At 61.1% G+C, this 15,154-nt stretch carries 17 protein-coding genes; 6 read left to right on the forward strand and 11 right to left on the reverse strand.

The window, feature by feature from the left end; translation table 11 throughout:
• Positions 1 to 14 precede the first annotated feature (14 nt).
• The 7 genes from RVU70_RS11020 to rfbB form a co-directional block, all read right to left on the reverse strand.
• Positions 15 to 1,532: a SpoVR family protein gene (locus RVU70_RS11020; RefSeq protein ID WP_363346182.1), complete on the reverse strand. Its 1,518-nt coding sequence runs from the start codon at positions 1,530 to 1,532 to the stop codon at positions 15 to 17.
• Positions 1,529 to 2,821 carry a YeaH/YhbH family protein gene (locus tag RVU70_RS11025; protein WP_363346184.1) on the reverse strand — a complete coding sequence of 431 codons (1,293 nt, stop codon included), beginning with the start codon at positions 2,819 to 2,821 and terminating at the stop codon, positions 1,529 to 1,531. The genes RVU70_RS11020 and RVU70_RS11025 overlap by 4 nt, the downstream gene beginning before the upstream one ends.
• A gap of 40 nt (positions 2,822 to 2,861) precedes the next feature.
• Positions 2,862 to 4,805, reverse strand: coding sequence for a PrkA family serine protein kinase (locus RVU70_RS11030; RefSeq protein WP_363346186.1), 1,944 nt, complete (start codon positions 4,803 to 4,805; stop codon positions 2,862 to 2,864).
• A 242-nt stretch (positions 4,806 to 5,047) separates the two neighbouring features.
• Entirely contained in the window at positions 5,048 to 5,329 is a 282-nt protein-coding gene (locus RVU70_RS11035; protein ID WP_363346188.1) for a hypothetical protein, read from the reverse strand.
• A 131-nt stretch (positions 5,330 to 5,460) separates the two neighbouring features.
• Positions 5,461 to 6,333: a glucose-1-phosphate thymidylyltransferase RfbA gene (gene rfbA / locus RVU70_RS11040; protein ID WP_363346190.1), complete on the reverse strand. Its 873-nt coding sequence runs from the start codon at positions 6,331 to 6,333 to the stop codon at positions 5,461 to 5,463.
• A gap of 68 nt (positions 6,334 to 6,401) precedes the next feature.
• Positions 6,402 to 6,956, reverse strand: a complete 555-nt coding sequence (gene rfbC / locus RVU70_RS11045; protein ID WP_363346192.1) for a dTDP-4-dehydrorhamnose 3,5-epimerase — start codon at positions 6,954 to 6,956, stop codon at positions 6,402 to 6,404.
• A gap of 27 nt (positions 6,957 to 6,983) precedes the next feature.
• On the reverse strand, positions 6,984 to 8,036 hold the full coding sequence (rfbB, locus tag RVU70_RS11050) for a dTDP-glucose 4,6-dehydratase (RefSeq protein WP_363346194.1): 1,053 nt from the start codon (positions 8,034 to 8,036) through the stop codon (positions 6,984 to 6,986).
• Between the two features lie 343 nt (positions 8,037 to 8,379).
• Here rfbB and kdsA point away from each other — a divergent pair, with 343 nt between their 5' ends.
• Positions 8,380 to 9,216, forward strand: a complete 837-nt coding sequence (gene kdsA, locus RVU70_RS11055; protein ID WP_363346196.1) for a 3-deoxy-8-phosphooctulonate synthase — start codon at positions 8,380 to 8,382, stop codon at positions 9,214 to 9,216.
• 13 nt (positions 9,217 to 9,229) lie between these two features.
• Here the strand turns inward: kdsA and RVU70_RS11060 are convergent, their stop codons facing one another.
• The 3 genes from RVU70_RS11060 to RVU70_RS11070 all read right to left on the reverse strand — a co-directional run bounded on the left by RVU70_RS11060 (position 9,230) and on the right by RVU70_RS11070 (position 11,142).
• On the reverse strand, positions 9,230 to 9,871 hold the full coding sequence (locus tag RVU70_RS11060; protein WP_363346198.1) for an alpha/beta hydrolase: 642 nt from the start codon (positions 9,869 to 9,871) through the stop codon (positions 9,230 to 9,232).
• Positions 9,872 to 10,114: 243 nt separating this feature from the next.
• The gene (locus tag RVU70_RS11065; RefSeq protein WP_363346200.1) at positions 10,115 to 10,651 is read right to left on the reverse strand and encodes a hypothetical protein; all 537 of its coding nucleotides are present in this window, start codon (positions 10,649 to 10,651) and stop codon (positions 10,115 to 10,117) included.
• 92 nt (positions 10,652 to 10,743) lie between these two features.
• Entirely contained in the window at positions 10,744 to 11,142 is a 399-nt protein-coding gene (locus tag RVU70_RS11070) for a carboxymuconolactone decarboxylase family protein (protein WP_363346202.1), read from the reverse strand.
• A 232-nt stretch (positions 11,143 to 11,374) separates the two neighbouring features.
• On the opposite strand from RVU70_RS11070, the gene RVU70_RS11075 reads away from it, so the two are divergent.
• Both RVU70_RS11075 and RVU70_RS11080 read left to right on the forward strand, forming a co-directional pair.
• Positions 11,375 to 12,121 carry a L,D-transpeptidase gene (locus tag RVU70_RS11075; RefSeq protein ID WP_363346204.1) on the forward strand — a complete coding sequence of 249 codons (747 nt, stop codon included), beginning with the start codon at positions 11,375 to 11,377 and terminating at the stop codon, positions 12,119 to 12,121.
• Between the two features lie 272 nt (positions 12,122 to 12,393).
• Positions 12,394 to 13,815: a hypothetical protein gene (locus RVU70_RS11080; protein WP_363346205.1), complete on the forward strand. Its 1,422-nt coding sequence runs from the start codon at positions 12,394 to 12,396 to the stop codon at positions 13,813 to 13,815.
• Here RVU70_RS11080 and RVU70_RS11085 read toward each other — a convergent pair.
• Entirely contained in the window at positions 13,805 to 14,035 is a 231-nt protein-coding gene (locus RVU70_RS11085; protein ID WP_363346207.1) for a hypothetical protein, read from the reverse strand. The genes RVU70_RS11080 and RVU70_RS11085 overlap by 11 nt on opposite strands.
• A 128-nt stretch (positions 14,036 to 14,163) precedes the next feature.
• Between RVU70_RS11085 and RVU70_RS11090 the strand changes: the two genes are divergently transcribed.
• The 3 genes from RVU70_RS11090 (at position 14,164) to RVU70_RS11100 (ending at position 15,146) form a co-directional block, all read left to right on the forward strand.
• Positions 14,164 to 14,337 carry a hypothetical protein gene (locus tag RVU70_RS11090; protein ID WP_363346209.1) on the forward strand — a complete coding sequence of 58 codons (174 nt, stop codon included), beginning with the start codon at positions 14,164 to 14,166 and terminating at the stop codon, positions 14,335 to 14,337.
• Between the two features lie 248 nt (positions 14,338 to 14,585).
• The gene (locus RVU70_RS11095) at positions 14,586 to 14,882 is read left to right on the forward strand and encodes a hypothetical protein (RefSeq protein ID WP_363346211.1); all 297 of its coding nucleotides are present in this window, start codon (positions 14,586 to 14,588) and stop codon (positions 14,880 to 14,882) included.
• A gap of 117 nt (positions 14,883 to 14,999) precedes the next feature.
• Positions 15,000 to 15,146, forward strand: a complete 147-nt coding sequence (locus RVU70_RS11100; RefSeq protein ID WP_363346213.1) for a hypothetical protein — start codon at positions 15,000 to 15,002, stop codon at positions 15,144 to 15,146.
• Positions 15,147 to 15,154: the final 8 nt, after the last annotated feature.

The following is a 15,154-nucleotide window of genomic DNA, read 5'->3' on the forward strand; positions in this document are numbered from 1 at the left end:
TCGACGGCGCCGACTCACGCCTCGGGCGACGCCATATGGGCCTTTAGCACTTCATTCGTCACGGCGTCGACCTCCTCGAGCACGACGTCGTAGCCCCAGAGCGCCGTCAGGTGGCGCAGCACCAGCGCCGTGTCGACCACGTCCAGGATCTTACCTTCGAAGACGCGATGATGGAGCACGAGTCGGCGCGTGCCGGCCAGGTCGACGTCGACGACCTGAATGTCGGGAGTATGGCGGCCCACTTCGTAATCGCTGGCAAGGCTGCGCCGCAGATCGTGGTAGCCACGCTCATTGTGGATCGCCTCGACGCGTAGCTTCGGCGCGTCCTCCTTGTCGACGATGTGGAACAGCCGCCAATTGCGCATAAGATGCGGACTGAGAAACTGGGCGATGAAACTATCGTCGCGGTAATTCGCCCAGACGTCCCTTAGCGCCGCCATTTCGTCGCCTGTTCCCGCAATTTGCGGGAACCAGTGCCGGTCTTCCTCCGTCGGCTCCCCGACGATCCGGGCGATATCGCGCATGATGTCGAAGCCGAGCGCATAAGGATTGATTCCGCTATAGCTTGGATCATGAGCAGTGGGCTGGCGGATCGCGTTGGTGTGAGACTGAAGAAACTCGAGGTAGCTGCCGTCGCTGATCTGCCCCTTTTCGTGCAGCCGGCTCATGATGCGATAGTGGCAATAGGTTGCGCACCCTTCGTTCATTACCTTTGTTTGCTGTTGGGGATAAAAATATTGCGCAATGAGGCGTACGATCCGCAAGACTTCGCGTTGCCAGGCATGAAGCTTCGGGGCCGCCTTCTCGAGGAAATAAAGAACGTTCTCTTGAGGAAGACGCAGCAGCGCGCGCTGGTGGTCGACAGCCTTGCGCGCGCTCTCGCCCGAGCGCGGCACGGTGCGCCAGAGGTCGTCGTAGAGTCGTTCGCGTTCTTCTCTGCGCTCGCGATCGCGCTTTTCCTCATCCGCGAGACTCATCGGCCGTTTGCGCGGATAGCGATCGACGCCCTGCGCCGACAACGCATGGGCGGCGTCGAGCAGGCGCTCGACCTCAGCGTAGCCGTAACGCTCTTCGCAGGCGGCGATATAGTTCTTTGCGTAAGCGAGGTAGTCCAAAATCCCAGCGGGGTCCGTCCATTGACGAAACTGGTAATTGTTCTTGAAAAAATGGTTATGCCCAAACGCAGCGTGAGCGATCACCAGCGCCTGCATCGTGGCGCTGTTTTCCTCCATCACGTAACTGATGCAGGGATTAGAGTTGATGACGATCTCATAGGCGAGCCCCTGAAGACCGGCGCGATAAACGCCTTCATATTGCGCAAAGCGCTTGCCGAAAGACCAATGGCGGTAGAGCAGGGGCATTCCGGTCGAGGAATAGGCGTCGAGCATCTGCTCCGTCGTGATCACCTCGATCTGATTGGGAAAAGTGTCGAGCCCGAGCTCCTGCTTGGCCACCACCTCGGCGGCGTCATGAATCATCTGCAGGGTTTCGAAGCTCCAGTCCTTGCCTTCGAAGAGCAGCTCCCCGCTCATTTCGCCGCCTCCGCATTGGCGCCCTCGCGGCGCTGGAACAATTCCCGGAAGACGGGATAGATGTGGTCCCGTCGCGAGACGCGGCGCATCTGGAAATTGCGCGCGCTTGTCGCGAGGGGCGCGTAGGCGTTCCACAAGGAGCTGCCGCCGATGTAGGAGATCGGGGACGTCTCGTTCGAGTTGGCGACCTCGAGATAGGCGAAATACTGGCAGCGCGGCAGGATCTTCTCCTGAAGCAACATTCGCGTCCTGTCGTTGTCGCTCAGCATGTTGTCGCCATCGGACGCCTGCGCGCCATAGATATTCCAGTTCGCCGGATCATAGCGGTCGGTGATGATGCGATCCATTTCGACGAGCGCCGACGAAACCGTCGTGCCGCCGGTTTCCGTCGAGCGGAAAAACGTTTCTTCGTCTACTTCCTGAGCCTCGTCGGTGTGACGAATGAACACGATTTCGACGCGCTGGTATCGGCGCGTAAGAAACACGTGCAAAAGCATGAAGAAGCGCTTTGCGAGATCTTTCATATGCTCCGTCATCGAACCGGACACGTCCATCAGACAGAACATGACAGCCTGAGCGACGGGCCGCGGAAAACGTTCGAAACGGCGATAACGCAGATCGACGGGGTCGAGGAAGGGGATGCGCAGACGACGCGCGCGCGCCGACTTGAGTTCCTGCTCGAGGAGATCGGCGATGTCCTTCTCGGTCGCGCCGGCGGTCTCCCGTTCGAGCCGCTCCACGATTTGCTGCTTCGGTCGTCCCATGGCGATCCGCCGCGCGAGCGACATGCGCATCGTGCGGCCCAGCGAGAGATTGGCGGGCGTGCCGCTCACCGTATAGCCGGCGCGCCGCGATCCAAGCTTTTGCGCATCGACAAGTCCGCGCTTGGCGAAATCGGGAAGCTCGAGGTCGTCGAGGAAGATGCTCAAAAACTCTTCTCGCGTCAGCACGAAGCGGAAAGCGTCCTCCTGTCCGTGGCCTCTGCCGGGTTCGGTTCCGCCGCCGCCGCCATCGCCGCTCGGACGGTCGATGAGATCGCCCTCTACATATTCGCGGTTCCCGGGGAGGATGAAATCGCGCCGCTCTCCCGCCGTGTGGCGGAACACGGGCTCGCGCGCGCCGTCGGCCGGGACGGTGACCTCCTGCGCGTTTTCCAGGTCCTCAATGGCCCGCTCGCGGCTCGCCTCGCGAACGGCGCGCTCCACCGTATCCCTCACGCGGCGAAGGAAGCGCTGCCGATTTGAGAAGCTCTTGCCTCCGGGATTGAGCCGGCGATCGACGATACGCATGGTCCCCTTCGCTATCCTTGCGCGCGCGTCGCTCCCAGCGTTATCCCGCCTGCTTCACGCGCATATACCATTCGACCAGGCGGCGAACCTGCCGCTCGGTATAGCCGCGTGCAACCATGCGGCTGACGAATTCCCCGTGCTTGCTCTCGGTTTCGGTGTCCTTCTTGGTGCCGAAGCTGATAACCGGCAGAAGATCCTCCACCTGAGAGAACATCCGCTTCTCGATCACGTCGCGGATCTTCTCGTAGCTTGCCCAGGAGGGGTTGCGTCCCTTGTTGGAAGCGCGCCAGCGCAGCGCAAACTTTACGACCTCGTTGCGGAAGTCTTTTGGATTGGCGATGCCCGCCGGCTTCTCGATCTTGGTCAATTCCTGATTGAGCAGTTCCCGGTCGAGCATCTGGCCCGTATCGGGGTCCTTGAAGTCTTGGTCCTCGATCCATGCGTCCGCATAATCGATGTAGCGGTCGAAGAGGTTCTGGCCATAGTCCTGGTAGGATTCGAGATAGGCTTTCTGGATCTCCTTCCCGATGAATTCGGCGTAGCGGGGCGCAAGCTCGGCCTTGATGAATTCAATGTAGCGTTTCTCGATCTCGGGCGGCAGTTGTTCCCGGCGCAGCGACTGTTCGAGGACATACATCAGATGCACCGGATCGGCGGCGACTTCCACAGTGTCGTGGTTGAACGTCGCCGCGAGCACTTTGAAGGCAAAGCGGGTGGACAGGCCCGTCATCCCCTCATCGACGCCGGCGGCTTCACGATATTCGAGAATGCTGCGGGCGCGGGGATCGACCTCGCGCAAACTCTCGCCGTCGTAAACCCGCATCTTCGAAAACAGGTTGGAATTCTCATGCGGCGCCAACCGCGAGAGCACAATGAAACGCGCCAGCATTTCTAGCGTATTTGGCGCGCAGCTCGCGTTGGCGAGCTCGGACTCTCTCAGAAGCTTCTCGTAGATGCGCTGCTCCTCCGTCACGCGCAGGCAATACGGCACCTTGATGACATAGATGCGGTCGATGAAGGCTTCATTGTTGCGATTGGACTTGAAGGTCTGCCACTCCGCCTCGTTCGAGTGAGCAAGGACGATGCCAGAAAATGGAATCGCCCCGATGTTCTCGGTTCCGATATAATTGCCTTCCTGCGTCGCCGTGAGCAGCGGATGCAGCATTTTGATCGGCGCCTTGAACATCTCGACAAATTCGAGAAGACCCTGGTTGGCGCGGTTGAGCCCGCCCGAGTAATTATACGCGTCCGGATCGGCTTGCGCATGCGCCTCCAGCTTGCGGATATCGACTTTGCCGACGAGCGAGGAGATGTCCTGGTTGTTCTCGTCACCCGGCTCTGTCTTGGCTATGGCGATCTGGCGCAGCCGCGACGGGGAGATTTTCGCGACCTTGAACCGCGTGATGTCGCCGCCAAACTCATCGAGCCGCTTGAGGCACCACGGGCTCATGATGCTGCTCAGCCTGCGCCGGGGGATATTGTAGCGGGTCTCCAGAATCGGTCCGGCTTCCACGGGGTCGAAAAGGCACAAAGGGCTCTCGAAAACCGGGCTGAGCTCATTGCCCGCTTTGAGCACATAAATCGGATTGGCCTCCATCAGCGCCTTGAGCCGCTCCGCCAGTGACGACTTGCCCCCGCCGACCGGACCCAGCAGATAAAGGATCTGTTTTCGCTCCTCGAGGCCCTGCGCCGCATGCCGGAAGAAACTGACGATGCGCTCGATCGTCTCTTCCATGCCGTAAAATTCCGCAAAGGCCGGGTAGACCCGGATGGTCCGGTTCATGAAAATGCGGCCGAGACGCGGGTCCCGAGAAGTATCGACAAGTTCAGGCTCGCCAATCGCGGCAAGGATTCGTTCGGCTGCGCTCGCGTAAGTTTTCTGATCCTCACGGCACAGTTCGAGGTAGGAATCGAGCGACATCTCGCTCGCCTGCCGCTCACGGTAAAACTGGACAAAGTCAGCGAAGACGTCGGTGTTCGCCATAGGTTAAGGCCTCTCCTCCGAACGCGGCGACGCGCGTTCTAACAAGAGGTACCTGAGCAAGCGCGAACTGATTTCAATATCGGGAGCGATAAGTCAGAAGGTCGGCAGGCTCTTCGGCGGCGCGCCTGGCGGTTTTCGGGCCTTAAGGTTCAGTCCGAGCTCGCAATCGAGAATGCTGAAGCGGAGCTTCAGCGCGGGAGCGCGGTTCGGCGCATGCGACGCCGAACCGCAGGCGGCTGCTCTTAATAATAGTAGCGGCGGCGATAATAACGCGGCGCCGGCGCAGTGGCGGCCCCGACCAGCGCGCCGCCCGCGGCGCCAATGGCGGCGCCAGCCAGGGTCGGACCCGCCAGGCCGCCGGAGGCAAGAGCGCCAATGCCTGCGCCCCCGAGACCGCCGATGATGCCGCCGCCGACGGCGCGTTCGCCCGGCGTATAACAGCCATAGAGCGGCAAGGCGGCGGTAAGGACGGCGGCGACGAGAAATGCTTTCTTTGCCGGGCGGCTGAGCGCGATGCTTTGCATGGGAGACCTTTGTTTGGTGATGAAGTCGCGTCGGGGCGACGCCCCTACGCGCATCGCCACGCAAACCAGAGCTTTGCGCCATTACAATGGCCGCGACTGTTCATGGCGCCGCCACAGATTCGGTTAAGTTTTCAATCTTCGCGCTCGTTGAGAATCTGCAACAGATACGCGCCATATCCGCTCTTCGCGAGACGGGCCGCGGCTTCGCGCATTGCGCCTGCGTCGATCCAGCCTTGCGTAAAGGCGATCTCTTCGAGGCAGGCGACGCGTTGCCCCTGGCGCTGTTCGATCGCCTGCACATATTGCGCAGCCTCGAGGAGAGACGCGGGCGTGCCCGTATCGAGCCAGGCGAAGCCGCGTCCGAGGCGCTCGACGTTGAGCGCGCCAGCCTCGAGATAGATGCGGTTGAGGTCGGTGATCTCGAGTTCGCCGCGCTGCGACGGCCTCAACGAGGCTGCGTATTCCGGCGCGCGCCCGTCGTAAAAATAGAGGCCCGTCACCGCCCAGTTCGATTTGGGTTTGGCGGGCTTTTCCTCGAGCGACGCCGCTTTGCCGTTGGCGTCGAATTGGACGACGCCGTATCGCTCGGGGTCACGGACATGATAGGCGAAAATTGTCGCGCCCTCGCGCCTGCGCGCCGACTTCAGCGCCTCGGTCAGCCCATGGCCGTAAAAAATATTGTCGCCGAGCACCAGCGCGGAATTGTGGCCTTCGACGAAGGGCGCGCCGATAATATAGGCCTGCGCGAGCCCCTCGGGGCGCGGCTGCTCCGCATAAGAAAGCGCGATGCCCCATTGCGCGCCGGAGCCAAGCAGACGCTTGAAGGATGGCAAATCCTCCGGCGTCGAGATGATGAGGATTTCGCGCGCGCCCGCGAGCATCAACGCCGACAGAGGATAATAGACCATCGGCTTGTCGTAGACAGGCAGCAGCTGTTTTGACGCCGCAAGCGTCATCGGATGCAATCTGGTGCCGGACCCTCCGGCGAGAACGATGCCGCGCATATTCGGTGTTCCTCAACAATTAGGCTGTCAGACTGACCCGCGCCGCGCGTCCTGGCTACCCATCGCGTTCACGCGAAGGCCTCAGCGAGATCGCGCAGGCGCGGCCAATGCTTGTCCTTTTCGGACAGCAGGAGACCGCCGGGCGGCGTTGGCCAGGTGATGCCGAGTTCCGGATCGTCGAAAGCGAGGCCTCTGTCATGCGCCCCGGAATAAAACGCCGTCACTTTGTAAAGCACTTCCGTATCTGGCTCGAGCGTAACGAAGCCATGGGCGAATCCGGCCGGGATGAAAAGCTGGCGCCAGTTTTGTGCGGAGAGTTCGACGGCCACGTGCTTGCCGAAGGTCGGCGACGATCGGCGGATGTCGACGGCGACGTCCAAAATACGCCCGCGCACGACGCGCACGAGCTTGTCCTGCGCGAATGGAGGCGTCTGGAAGTGCAGGCCGCGCAGGGTGCCAACGGGCCCCGAAAGCGAATGATTGTCCTGGACGAAAGTGTAATCCAGACCCGCTGCCCGCCACTCGGATTGTTTGTAGACCTCTGAGAAGAAACCGCGGGCGTCGCCATGTTTTTTCGGCGTGACGATCTTAACCCCGCTTATTTCAGCGTCTTCGAACTGCATGAGAAGAACTCGCGTAAATGGAAGGGGCTAAGCGATGCGCCCGAGTCGTTCGCCGCGATATTTGCCCGAACGAATGGCCTGCCACCAGGCTGGATTGTCGAGATACCATTGCACTGTGCGACGCAGGCCGGTTTCAAAGGTCTGCTCGGGCCGCCATCCCAACTCGCGCTCGATCTTCGAGCAGTCGATGGCGTAGCGCAGATCGTGGCCGGGGCGATCGTCGACAAAAGCAATCAGTCGGCGGTAAGAGCCCTCGGCGCTGGGACGCAGTTCGTCGAGAATGTCGCAAATGGCGTGAACAACGTCGATGTTACGTTTTTCATTGCGTCCGCCGACATTATAGGATTCCCCGACGACGCCCTTGCGCGCGACGAGCATCAAGGCCGCGGCGTGATCCTCCACATAGAGCCAGTCACGGATATTCTCGCCGCGCCCGTAAACTGGCAGCGGCTTACCCTCGACGGCGTTGAGAATCATGAGCGGAATGAGCTTTTCGGGGAAGTGATAGGGGCCGTAATTGTTCGAGCAATTGGTGACGATGGTCGGCAGCCCGTAGGTTTCACGCCAAGCGCGCACCAGATGATCTGACCCTGCCTTGGAAGCCGAATAGGGCGAATTCGGGGCATAAGGCGTGTCTTCGCGAAATAGCCCTTCCGAGCCCAACGTGCCGAAAACCTCGTCGGTCGAAATATGCATGAAGCGGAAGCGGTCTGCTTGCGCCTGCGGTAGGGCGCGCCAATATTCGAGCGCCGCGTCAAGCATCGTGAAAGTGCCGACGACGTTGGTCTCTATGAACGCGGCCGGTCCGTCGATCGAACGGTCGACATGGCTCTCCGCGGCAAGATGCATGACCACGTCGGGCTTGAACTCGGCAAAGGCGCGGGCCACTTCGGCGCGATCGCAAATATCGGCGCGCCGGAAGGCGTGACGGGGATTTTGAGCAATGGGCGCGAGCGAATCCAAATTGCCGGCATAGGTCAGCTTATCGAAAACAAGAATATTATCCTCGGATTGCGTGATGAAGCGCCGGGCGACCGCAGACCCGATGAAACCAGCGCCGCCCGTAATCAGCACATTCATAACGTCGCTTCCATAACGTCGCTTCTCCCCAGGCGGCTCGTGAAGCCGCGAAAAGCCAAGGCTGCCAGCCTGCTAGTAGCATTCAGCCCAAGAACAAACAAGGTTGCGAAGATAAACCTCCGCCGTTCGCGCCGGCGTCTTTATCGATCCTTGCGCTTGCAGTTGTCGCATACACAAAAAACCGAACGGCGGGCGCAGGCGCGGACAAGCTTTGTTGACGCCTTCCGAGCGCGACGCTAGCGTGCAACGCGACGCTTGCATGGGTTCTGGCGGAACGGCGGGCGTGTCGATTTTCAAGTCTTTGTCGACTCATTGGTAGATCGATGAAGAGGCCCGGACCCGCATGCAGCGCCACGTGACCGTCGGAAACATCGTTCTCGGCAATGACTTGCCTTTGACGCTCATTGCCGGACCCTGTCAGCTCGAGTCGCGGGACCACGCTTTCGAATGCGCCGCGGCTCTCGTGGAAATGGCCGCCGCGGCGGGCGTGGGGCTTGTTTATAAAACGTCTTTCGACAAGGCGAACAGGACGTCGGCGCGGGCGCCGCGCGGGCTCGGCCTCGAAAAGGCGCTGCCCGTGTTCGCCGATGTCAAGGCGCGTTTCAATATTCCCTTGCTGACCGATGTCCATTGCGAAGCTCAGTGCAAACCAGTCGCTGAGGTCGTCGATATAGTGCAAATTCCCGCTTTTCTTTCGCGGCAGACCGATCTGCTTCTGGCCGCGGGCGCGACGGGCGCCGCCGTCAACATCAAGAAGGGCCAGTTCATGGCTCCCTGGGATATTGGCCACGCGGCGGAAAAAGTCGCCAGCGTCGGCAACCAGCGCATTCTGCTAACCGAGCGCGGCGCAAGTTTTGGTTACAACACGCTCGTCGTCGACATGCGCGGCTTGCCGATCATGGCGCAGACCGGATATCCGATCATTTTCGACGCGACCCATTCAGTGCAGCAGCCGGGTGGGCAGGGAAGCGCGTCGGGCGGCGATCGACGCATGGCGCCGGTTCTTGCGAGAGCCGCTGTCGCAATCGGCGTCGCCGGCGTCTTCGTTGAGACGCATCCCGATCCGGACCATGCGCCGTCCGACGGTCCGAGCATGCTGCCCCTGCGCGCCATGCCAGAGCTTATTGAAACCCTCTTGGCGTTCGACGAAATCACGAAAAGGCGTTTGGCGCCGATCTAGCGCCGCGAGCCGCTTAACCCGTAAGATGATCGAGAAACCATGCGCCGGCTCGGACGACAACCTCCTCCAGCGCGCCGGCCTCCTCGAAAAGGTGCGTCGCGCAGGGCACGATTTCGAGACGCGCCTCGCAGGCCATGAGAGCGAGCGCTTCACGGTTAAGTTCGAGCACGTCCCAATCCTCACCGCCGACAAGCAACAGCGTCGGCGCCCGGACGCGTGGCAGGGCCGCGCCGGCGAGGTCCGGGCGCCCGCCACGCGAGACGACGGCGGCGACTGCGTTGGGCTGCTCGGCGGCCGCGACCAGAGCCGCTGCGGCTCCGGTGCTCGCGCCAAACAGCCCAAGCGGAAGGCCGCCAATCCCTTCTTCTTGCGGCGCCCAAGCAATAGCCTCGATAACTCTTTCGGCCAGCAGGGCTATATCGAAGACATTGTGCCGATCTCGCGCCTCCTCCTCTTGCAGAAGATCGAACAGCAGGCAGGCGAGATCCCGCGCGACAAGTTGTTCTGCAACGTAAATATTGCGCGGACTTAAGCGGGATGAGCCGCTGCCGTGGGCGAAGATGATCAGCCCCGACGGCCGTTGCGGGCAATACAAAGTTCCGGGCAGGCGGCGGGGTCCAACCCAAACGCGCCTGTTTGTGGAGTGATAAGGCATCGCTCAAGCTCCCTTACGACGAGCGCGCGGATGCGCCGGCATCTATGTCTCGAAGCCGGGTAAGGAAGCGCCAAGAAAGGCCGTCAGGGCCCGGAAACGGCGGGCCACGGACGCAGCAGGCCGCTGCGCCAAACGCGCGCGCCGGCTCCCGTGACCCTAAGCGTCGAGGCCGGCGTCGCCGCGCGACCGATTGGACCACACACGATCAATCTTTAGGTTCTCGCGCGACAACGGGACATGAGCCTACCGGGCTTGGAGCTTTGCAACGAACTTCTTGACGTCGTCGAGGCCCCAGTTCACTTGCATGCCGCGATGGCGGCCCTGCCAGACATCGCTTGCTTGAAGGTCCCGAACGCCGGCCGCAATCTTCTCTCCCGCGCGCTCAGCGCGCTGGCGCATGCCGAGCCAGAATTTCTCGTCGCTCAACAGTATTGCGGCCCGCTTCGAGGATTGGGCGGCGTATTGCGCAAAGGCCTCCAGACTTTTTTTGGCCTCCTCCGCCAGCACGGCGGTATATGTGCAAGCCGTTTCGGTAAGTTTATTGGCGCGCAGAAGCGCGTGAATTGTCGCGTTCGATTTTCTCAGCTCCGCCTCGAGCCTGGCGTTGGCGTATTCTCTCAGCTGGAGTTTTCTGCCAAGATCGAGCTCGGAAGCCCGAGCGGTCGCCAGCTCCCTTTCCAATTTCTCAATATGGGTCCTGATGGCGTCAGCAGTGCGGAATGAGAATTTCCCTGCTTCCAGATTGGCCAAGGCGACGTCGATTTGCATTTCCTGGGTCATGGGTCACGCTCCACCGCTAGGGGAAGATCGATATTGCAGTGCACGCGGTTAAATTTTTGTTTACCTCGACCATGGCGGCCGCGGCGAGGCCGTCACGGGACCTGATATGCGTCGTCGATGGAAACCCCGAGAGCCGTGACCAGTCTGTTCGTCATCGAGGCCATCCCAATGACGGCGAGGAGCTCGTGATATTCAGCCTCCGACATGCCTTTTGTCCGGGCGGCGGCCGTGTGCGAATGGACGCAGTAGGGGCAACCATGGGCGACTGACACGGCGATATAGATCATTTCTTTGACCTTGGGGTCGATCGCGCCGGGTCCCATGATCGCCTTGAGATTCTCCCATGTCCGCTTGAGAGTCGCGGGGTCATGGGCGAGGGCGCGCCAAAAATTGTTGACGTAGTCGCTGTTCCGCGTGGCGCGGATATCGTCGAACACGGCTCTTGCCTCGGCCGAGAGCTCGCTATCCGAAAGCAATTCAACGGTCGCCATGCATTTCTCCTGAGCCTGGGGTTGCGTTTTGCCGACGTATTTGCCGGCTCCCTTTTCGATGATATGGTAAACGTGCGTTTCCAACACATAAACAGGCGTCTATTTGGAGCCTGATGCGTGGCGCTGAACGAAGGGGTCGTCGTCGAGCGCCATGGTTCGGAGATGGTTTTGTCGACAGCTGCCCGTGTCCAGGGACGCGCGCCGCTCTCCTTACCGAAAGGGTTGTTGCCTGATGTCTCTCGTCGCGCGCCGTATCGGCCTGTTGCTCGCGTCAGCGGCGGGCGTGTCCCTTGCCGGATGCGCCAGCACGCAGTCTACTCACGTCTCGAACGTCCCCACGATCGCCGCGGCGCCGCAGAATCCGCCGGCCGAGAGCGTCCGGCCGAGGGAGCCTGGCGATCCTCCTGAAGGCAATCTTTACGCCGAAGTCAAGGACGCCGGTTTCACCGTCGCAGCCGTCAAAGCCGGACAAGTGGATTCGGCATTTCTTCGCAAGAACGTGGCCTATGCGACGAAGGAGCCTCCGGGAACAATCGTCATCGATCCGGCCAATCACTACCTCTATCATATAGAGGAAGGCGGACGAGCGACGCGTTATGGCGTGGGCGTTGGCCGGGAGGGATTCGCCTGGGCCGGAGAAGCGACGATCAAGAGTAAGCAAGAGTGGCCGGATTGGTATCCGCCAAAGGAAATGGTCGAACGCCGGCCCGATCTCAAAAAGCAACTCGTCGAACTGCAAAGCGGTCTCGGCATGCACGGCGGCCCAGCCAATCCGCTTGGCGCGCGCGCGATGTATCTTTGGCAAGGCGATAAAGACACATTGTTTCGGATACATGGCACGAATGAGCCATGGACGATCGGACAAAGCCAATCGTCGGGCTGCATTCGCATGATCAATCAGGACGTGATGGATCTCTATCAAAAGACGCCGGCCGGGACCCGGGTCGTCGTGCTGCGCGCCGAGGTGGCGAGACGGTGAATCGCCAGCGTAGCGCGCAACTTTGTAAACAGGCTCCAATGTCGCGTGGCGCCGTCGCCGGCAAACGCCAGTCGTCGTGAAAATTTTCCTGCGCTGCGCCAGGCTGCTTCCCCCGAAACGAGGCAGATTCCCTCCGTCTCGAAGGCGGCTGATAGCGTTCGCCACGCGTCAGGCGACGCATTGGCGCCGGCGGCGTGAGGGCGCGTCTTTCTCGGTCAGCTTCGCCGCTCTAAGCTTTGGCCGAATCACGCGCGCCGCAGGAGGGATCTCACGTGGAAAAGAAGCAGACCCGCTTCAGTGAAATCAGATTGCCGCTCGAGCTGAGCCGCAGCGAGCTCGTCCGCGCCTTCGTGCGCGAAGCGGCGCTGTTGGAAGGGGCGCTTCCCTCGATCGCCACTCAAACCGCCGAAGATTCGCTCCGTGCTTGGGCGGTGCTCTGCGCTCTCGCGAACGGCTCGGACAACGCCAGCCTGATTGTCTCGTCCTGGCGTCGAGACGTTCATTGTCGAATCCTCGTCAAAGGCCATGCGAGATTCTCTCGGCTTGCGCAGTCGCTGGGCGATCTTGTTCGGCCTGACGCCGGGTTCTCCATTCGTGAACGTGGGATCGATGGATGGGAGTTGAGCTTTCACAGAAAGATCGCGGAGGAAGTCGAGCAGCTCGAGCGGTTCGACTTGGCGATTCCGCAAGAGGCCGCCACGGCGGCGTCCGCGGAGGTTCGTATCGATCTGCCGACGCGAAAGGATGCCGCGGCGATTGCGCGATGTTTTTTGGACGTCTATGGCCACAATTACGTGCACACGGAAGTCTTCTCGCCGCAGCGCTACTGGAGCAAAGTTGAGGACGGCGCGCTGATCCCCGTCGTGGCTCGAAATGAAAAGGACGAAGTCATCGGCCATGTCGCGCTCGAGCGCGAACCCGGCGCGATTATAGCCGAACGCGGCGAGGCTGTTGTGGTGAACGCCTACCGCGGGCGCCATCTGCTCGAGCAGATGACAGAGCGCTTATCCGAAGAGGCGCAGAAGCTCGGCTTGACGGGGATCTATGCCTTACCAGTCACGATCCACACATTCTCTCAGCGCAACGACGAGCGGGCGGGCATGCCGGTCTGCGCCGTCCTGCTTGGCGCGGCTCCGGAAACCTCTCATCCGAAGGACGCAAATTATCCGACGCATGGACAGCGCCAGAGTTACCTGATGACCTTCCGTTTCCTCAAGGAGCCGCCCGAACGCAGGATTTATGCGCCTGAACCCTATCGCGCCGTCATGCTCGGGATCTACGAGAGCCTGGGGGCCAAGGCGGCCGCGTCTCAGTCTGGCGCCCCGGCCGCCGAGAATTCGAAAACCAAAGTATCGATCGACACGCGCGGCTACGGGAAAATCCACTTCGAGCAGGTGGGCGCAAAGGCAGCAATCGAGCTCAACCAGGCCTTTCAGGATATTCTCGGCCTTGGCGCGCGCGCGGTGCAACTTTCTGCGCCCGTCGACGATCCGGGTCTGCCGCTTCTGGCGGAGGAGGGGCGCAAACGCGGCTTTTTCTTTTGCGGCGTCGGGCCTGCCTTTTTCGACGACAGAGATATTCTGATGCTCCAATTTCTGAGCGACCCTTTGGACCTGGACAAATTGCAACTCTACACCGATCGGGCGAGAGAGCTCGTGTCGTTCATAAAAGGCGATCGTCCCGCTATTCATTGAGCCACGCTTCATCGAAACGCGCGCATCTCGTTACTTGCGCCAGATAGTCGTCGCCTGCGGTGGATAGGGGCAGGCGCCAGAATGCAAATCCGAATTCATCGCAGCGCGTCATGTCGGCGCGTTGGCGGAACAAGAGATAATTCGCATTTAGGCGCGTTTTCATTAGCTTCTGCAAAAATCTGACGCTGCATTGCAGCGAACGCGGCGTGCTGTCACCCATCGGCAACGTCGTGGCGAAATCTCGCCGCGAAGGGGCATCTTTGCAGGCCCAGATCTTGATCCGCCCGCGAGTTGGGGTGACGCTTAGCTTACTTGATTGCACCGCCGTCGCTGTCGAGGAGACGCACGATGAAAAAGGTTTCGGAAGTTCGAGATCCCATCCGCAAGTTTCTCGAGAGCCTGGTTCCGACGACCGGATTCTTGCAGGCGGAGACGGGCAAGTGCGGCATGCCTGCCCGCTTGCGCCCGGGGCTTTCAGAGAAGACCCGCGCCGGAACCGCGCGACGCCGGCCCATGCATTGAGAGAGAGAGAGAGAGAGAGAGAGAGGGCGGACTGCTCGGGCCAAGCCTCCTCGGCAAAGGCTGTCACGCTTCGGCGCGCATGCTCACGCCTTTACTTTCACGCTTGAGGCCGCCTGCACTTGCTTCTCACATCGTCTTGCCGCAGCGCCCCTGTTTCTCTCCTTTTCGCGCGCGACGACGGATATGCGTCACCCTAGGTAACGTCGGGGGGCTCTCGGCGCGTTGATCCAAGGGAAAGCGTTTGCAAGATGAACACCGCAAATCTCCAACTAGAGGGTCTTTATGTCGTGCTCTCGGCGCTTCTGGTCTCGCTGCGGGACAAAGGCGTTTTCGAGAGCCGCGAGCTTGAGTCGATTCTGGTCGAGACGGAAAGACGGTTAGCGTCCGATCCCGAGCGAAACGCGCAGCTGCGCGACGCCAACGTCGATGCGATTTGCTTCCCCGCAAGATACCTCAGGCAAGCGCTGCACTCCTCCGAAGAGGGGGGCGGCCAGTCTTTCGTCGAGCTGGCGACGCGGGTTGGGCACATCAAGCGAGAACGTTGAGCGATCTACCCGTCAGAAAAGCGAGCGCGCATGCCTGTGCGTGCGCTGGCGCACGTACGCCTCATGCGGCCTCCGCTACGGTTTATTCGAAGCGCCAAGAACGGGCAGGAGCCGACAATGACCGCCATCGTCGCAGCTATTTCAGCAACCCTCAACAGCGCCGTCGTACCGACGACTGCTCCTGCCGGAGGCTTCGACAACCTCCACAGGCGCGCCGGCGCAGGCATGGGACCCCTGAGCGAACACACGCGCGCCGCGTCGTAAATCCGTGA

Origin of the sequence: Methylocystis echinoides, from assembly GCF_040687965.1 — a bacterium.
Classification (GTDB): Bacteria; Pseudomonadota; Alphaproteobacteria; order Rhizobiales; family Beijerinckiaceae; genus Methylocystis; species Methylocystis echinoides_A.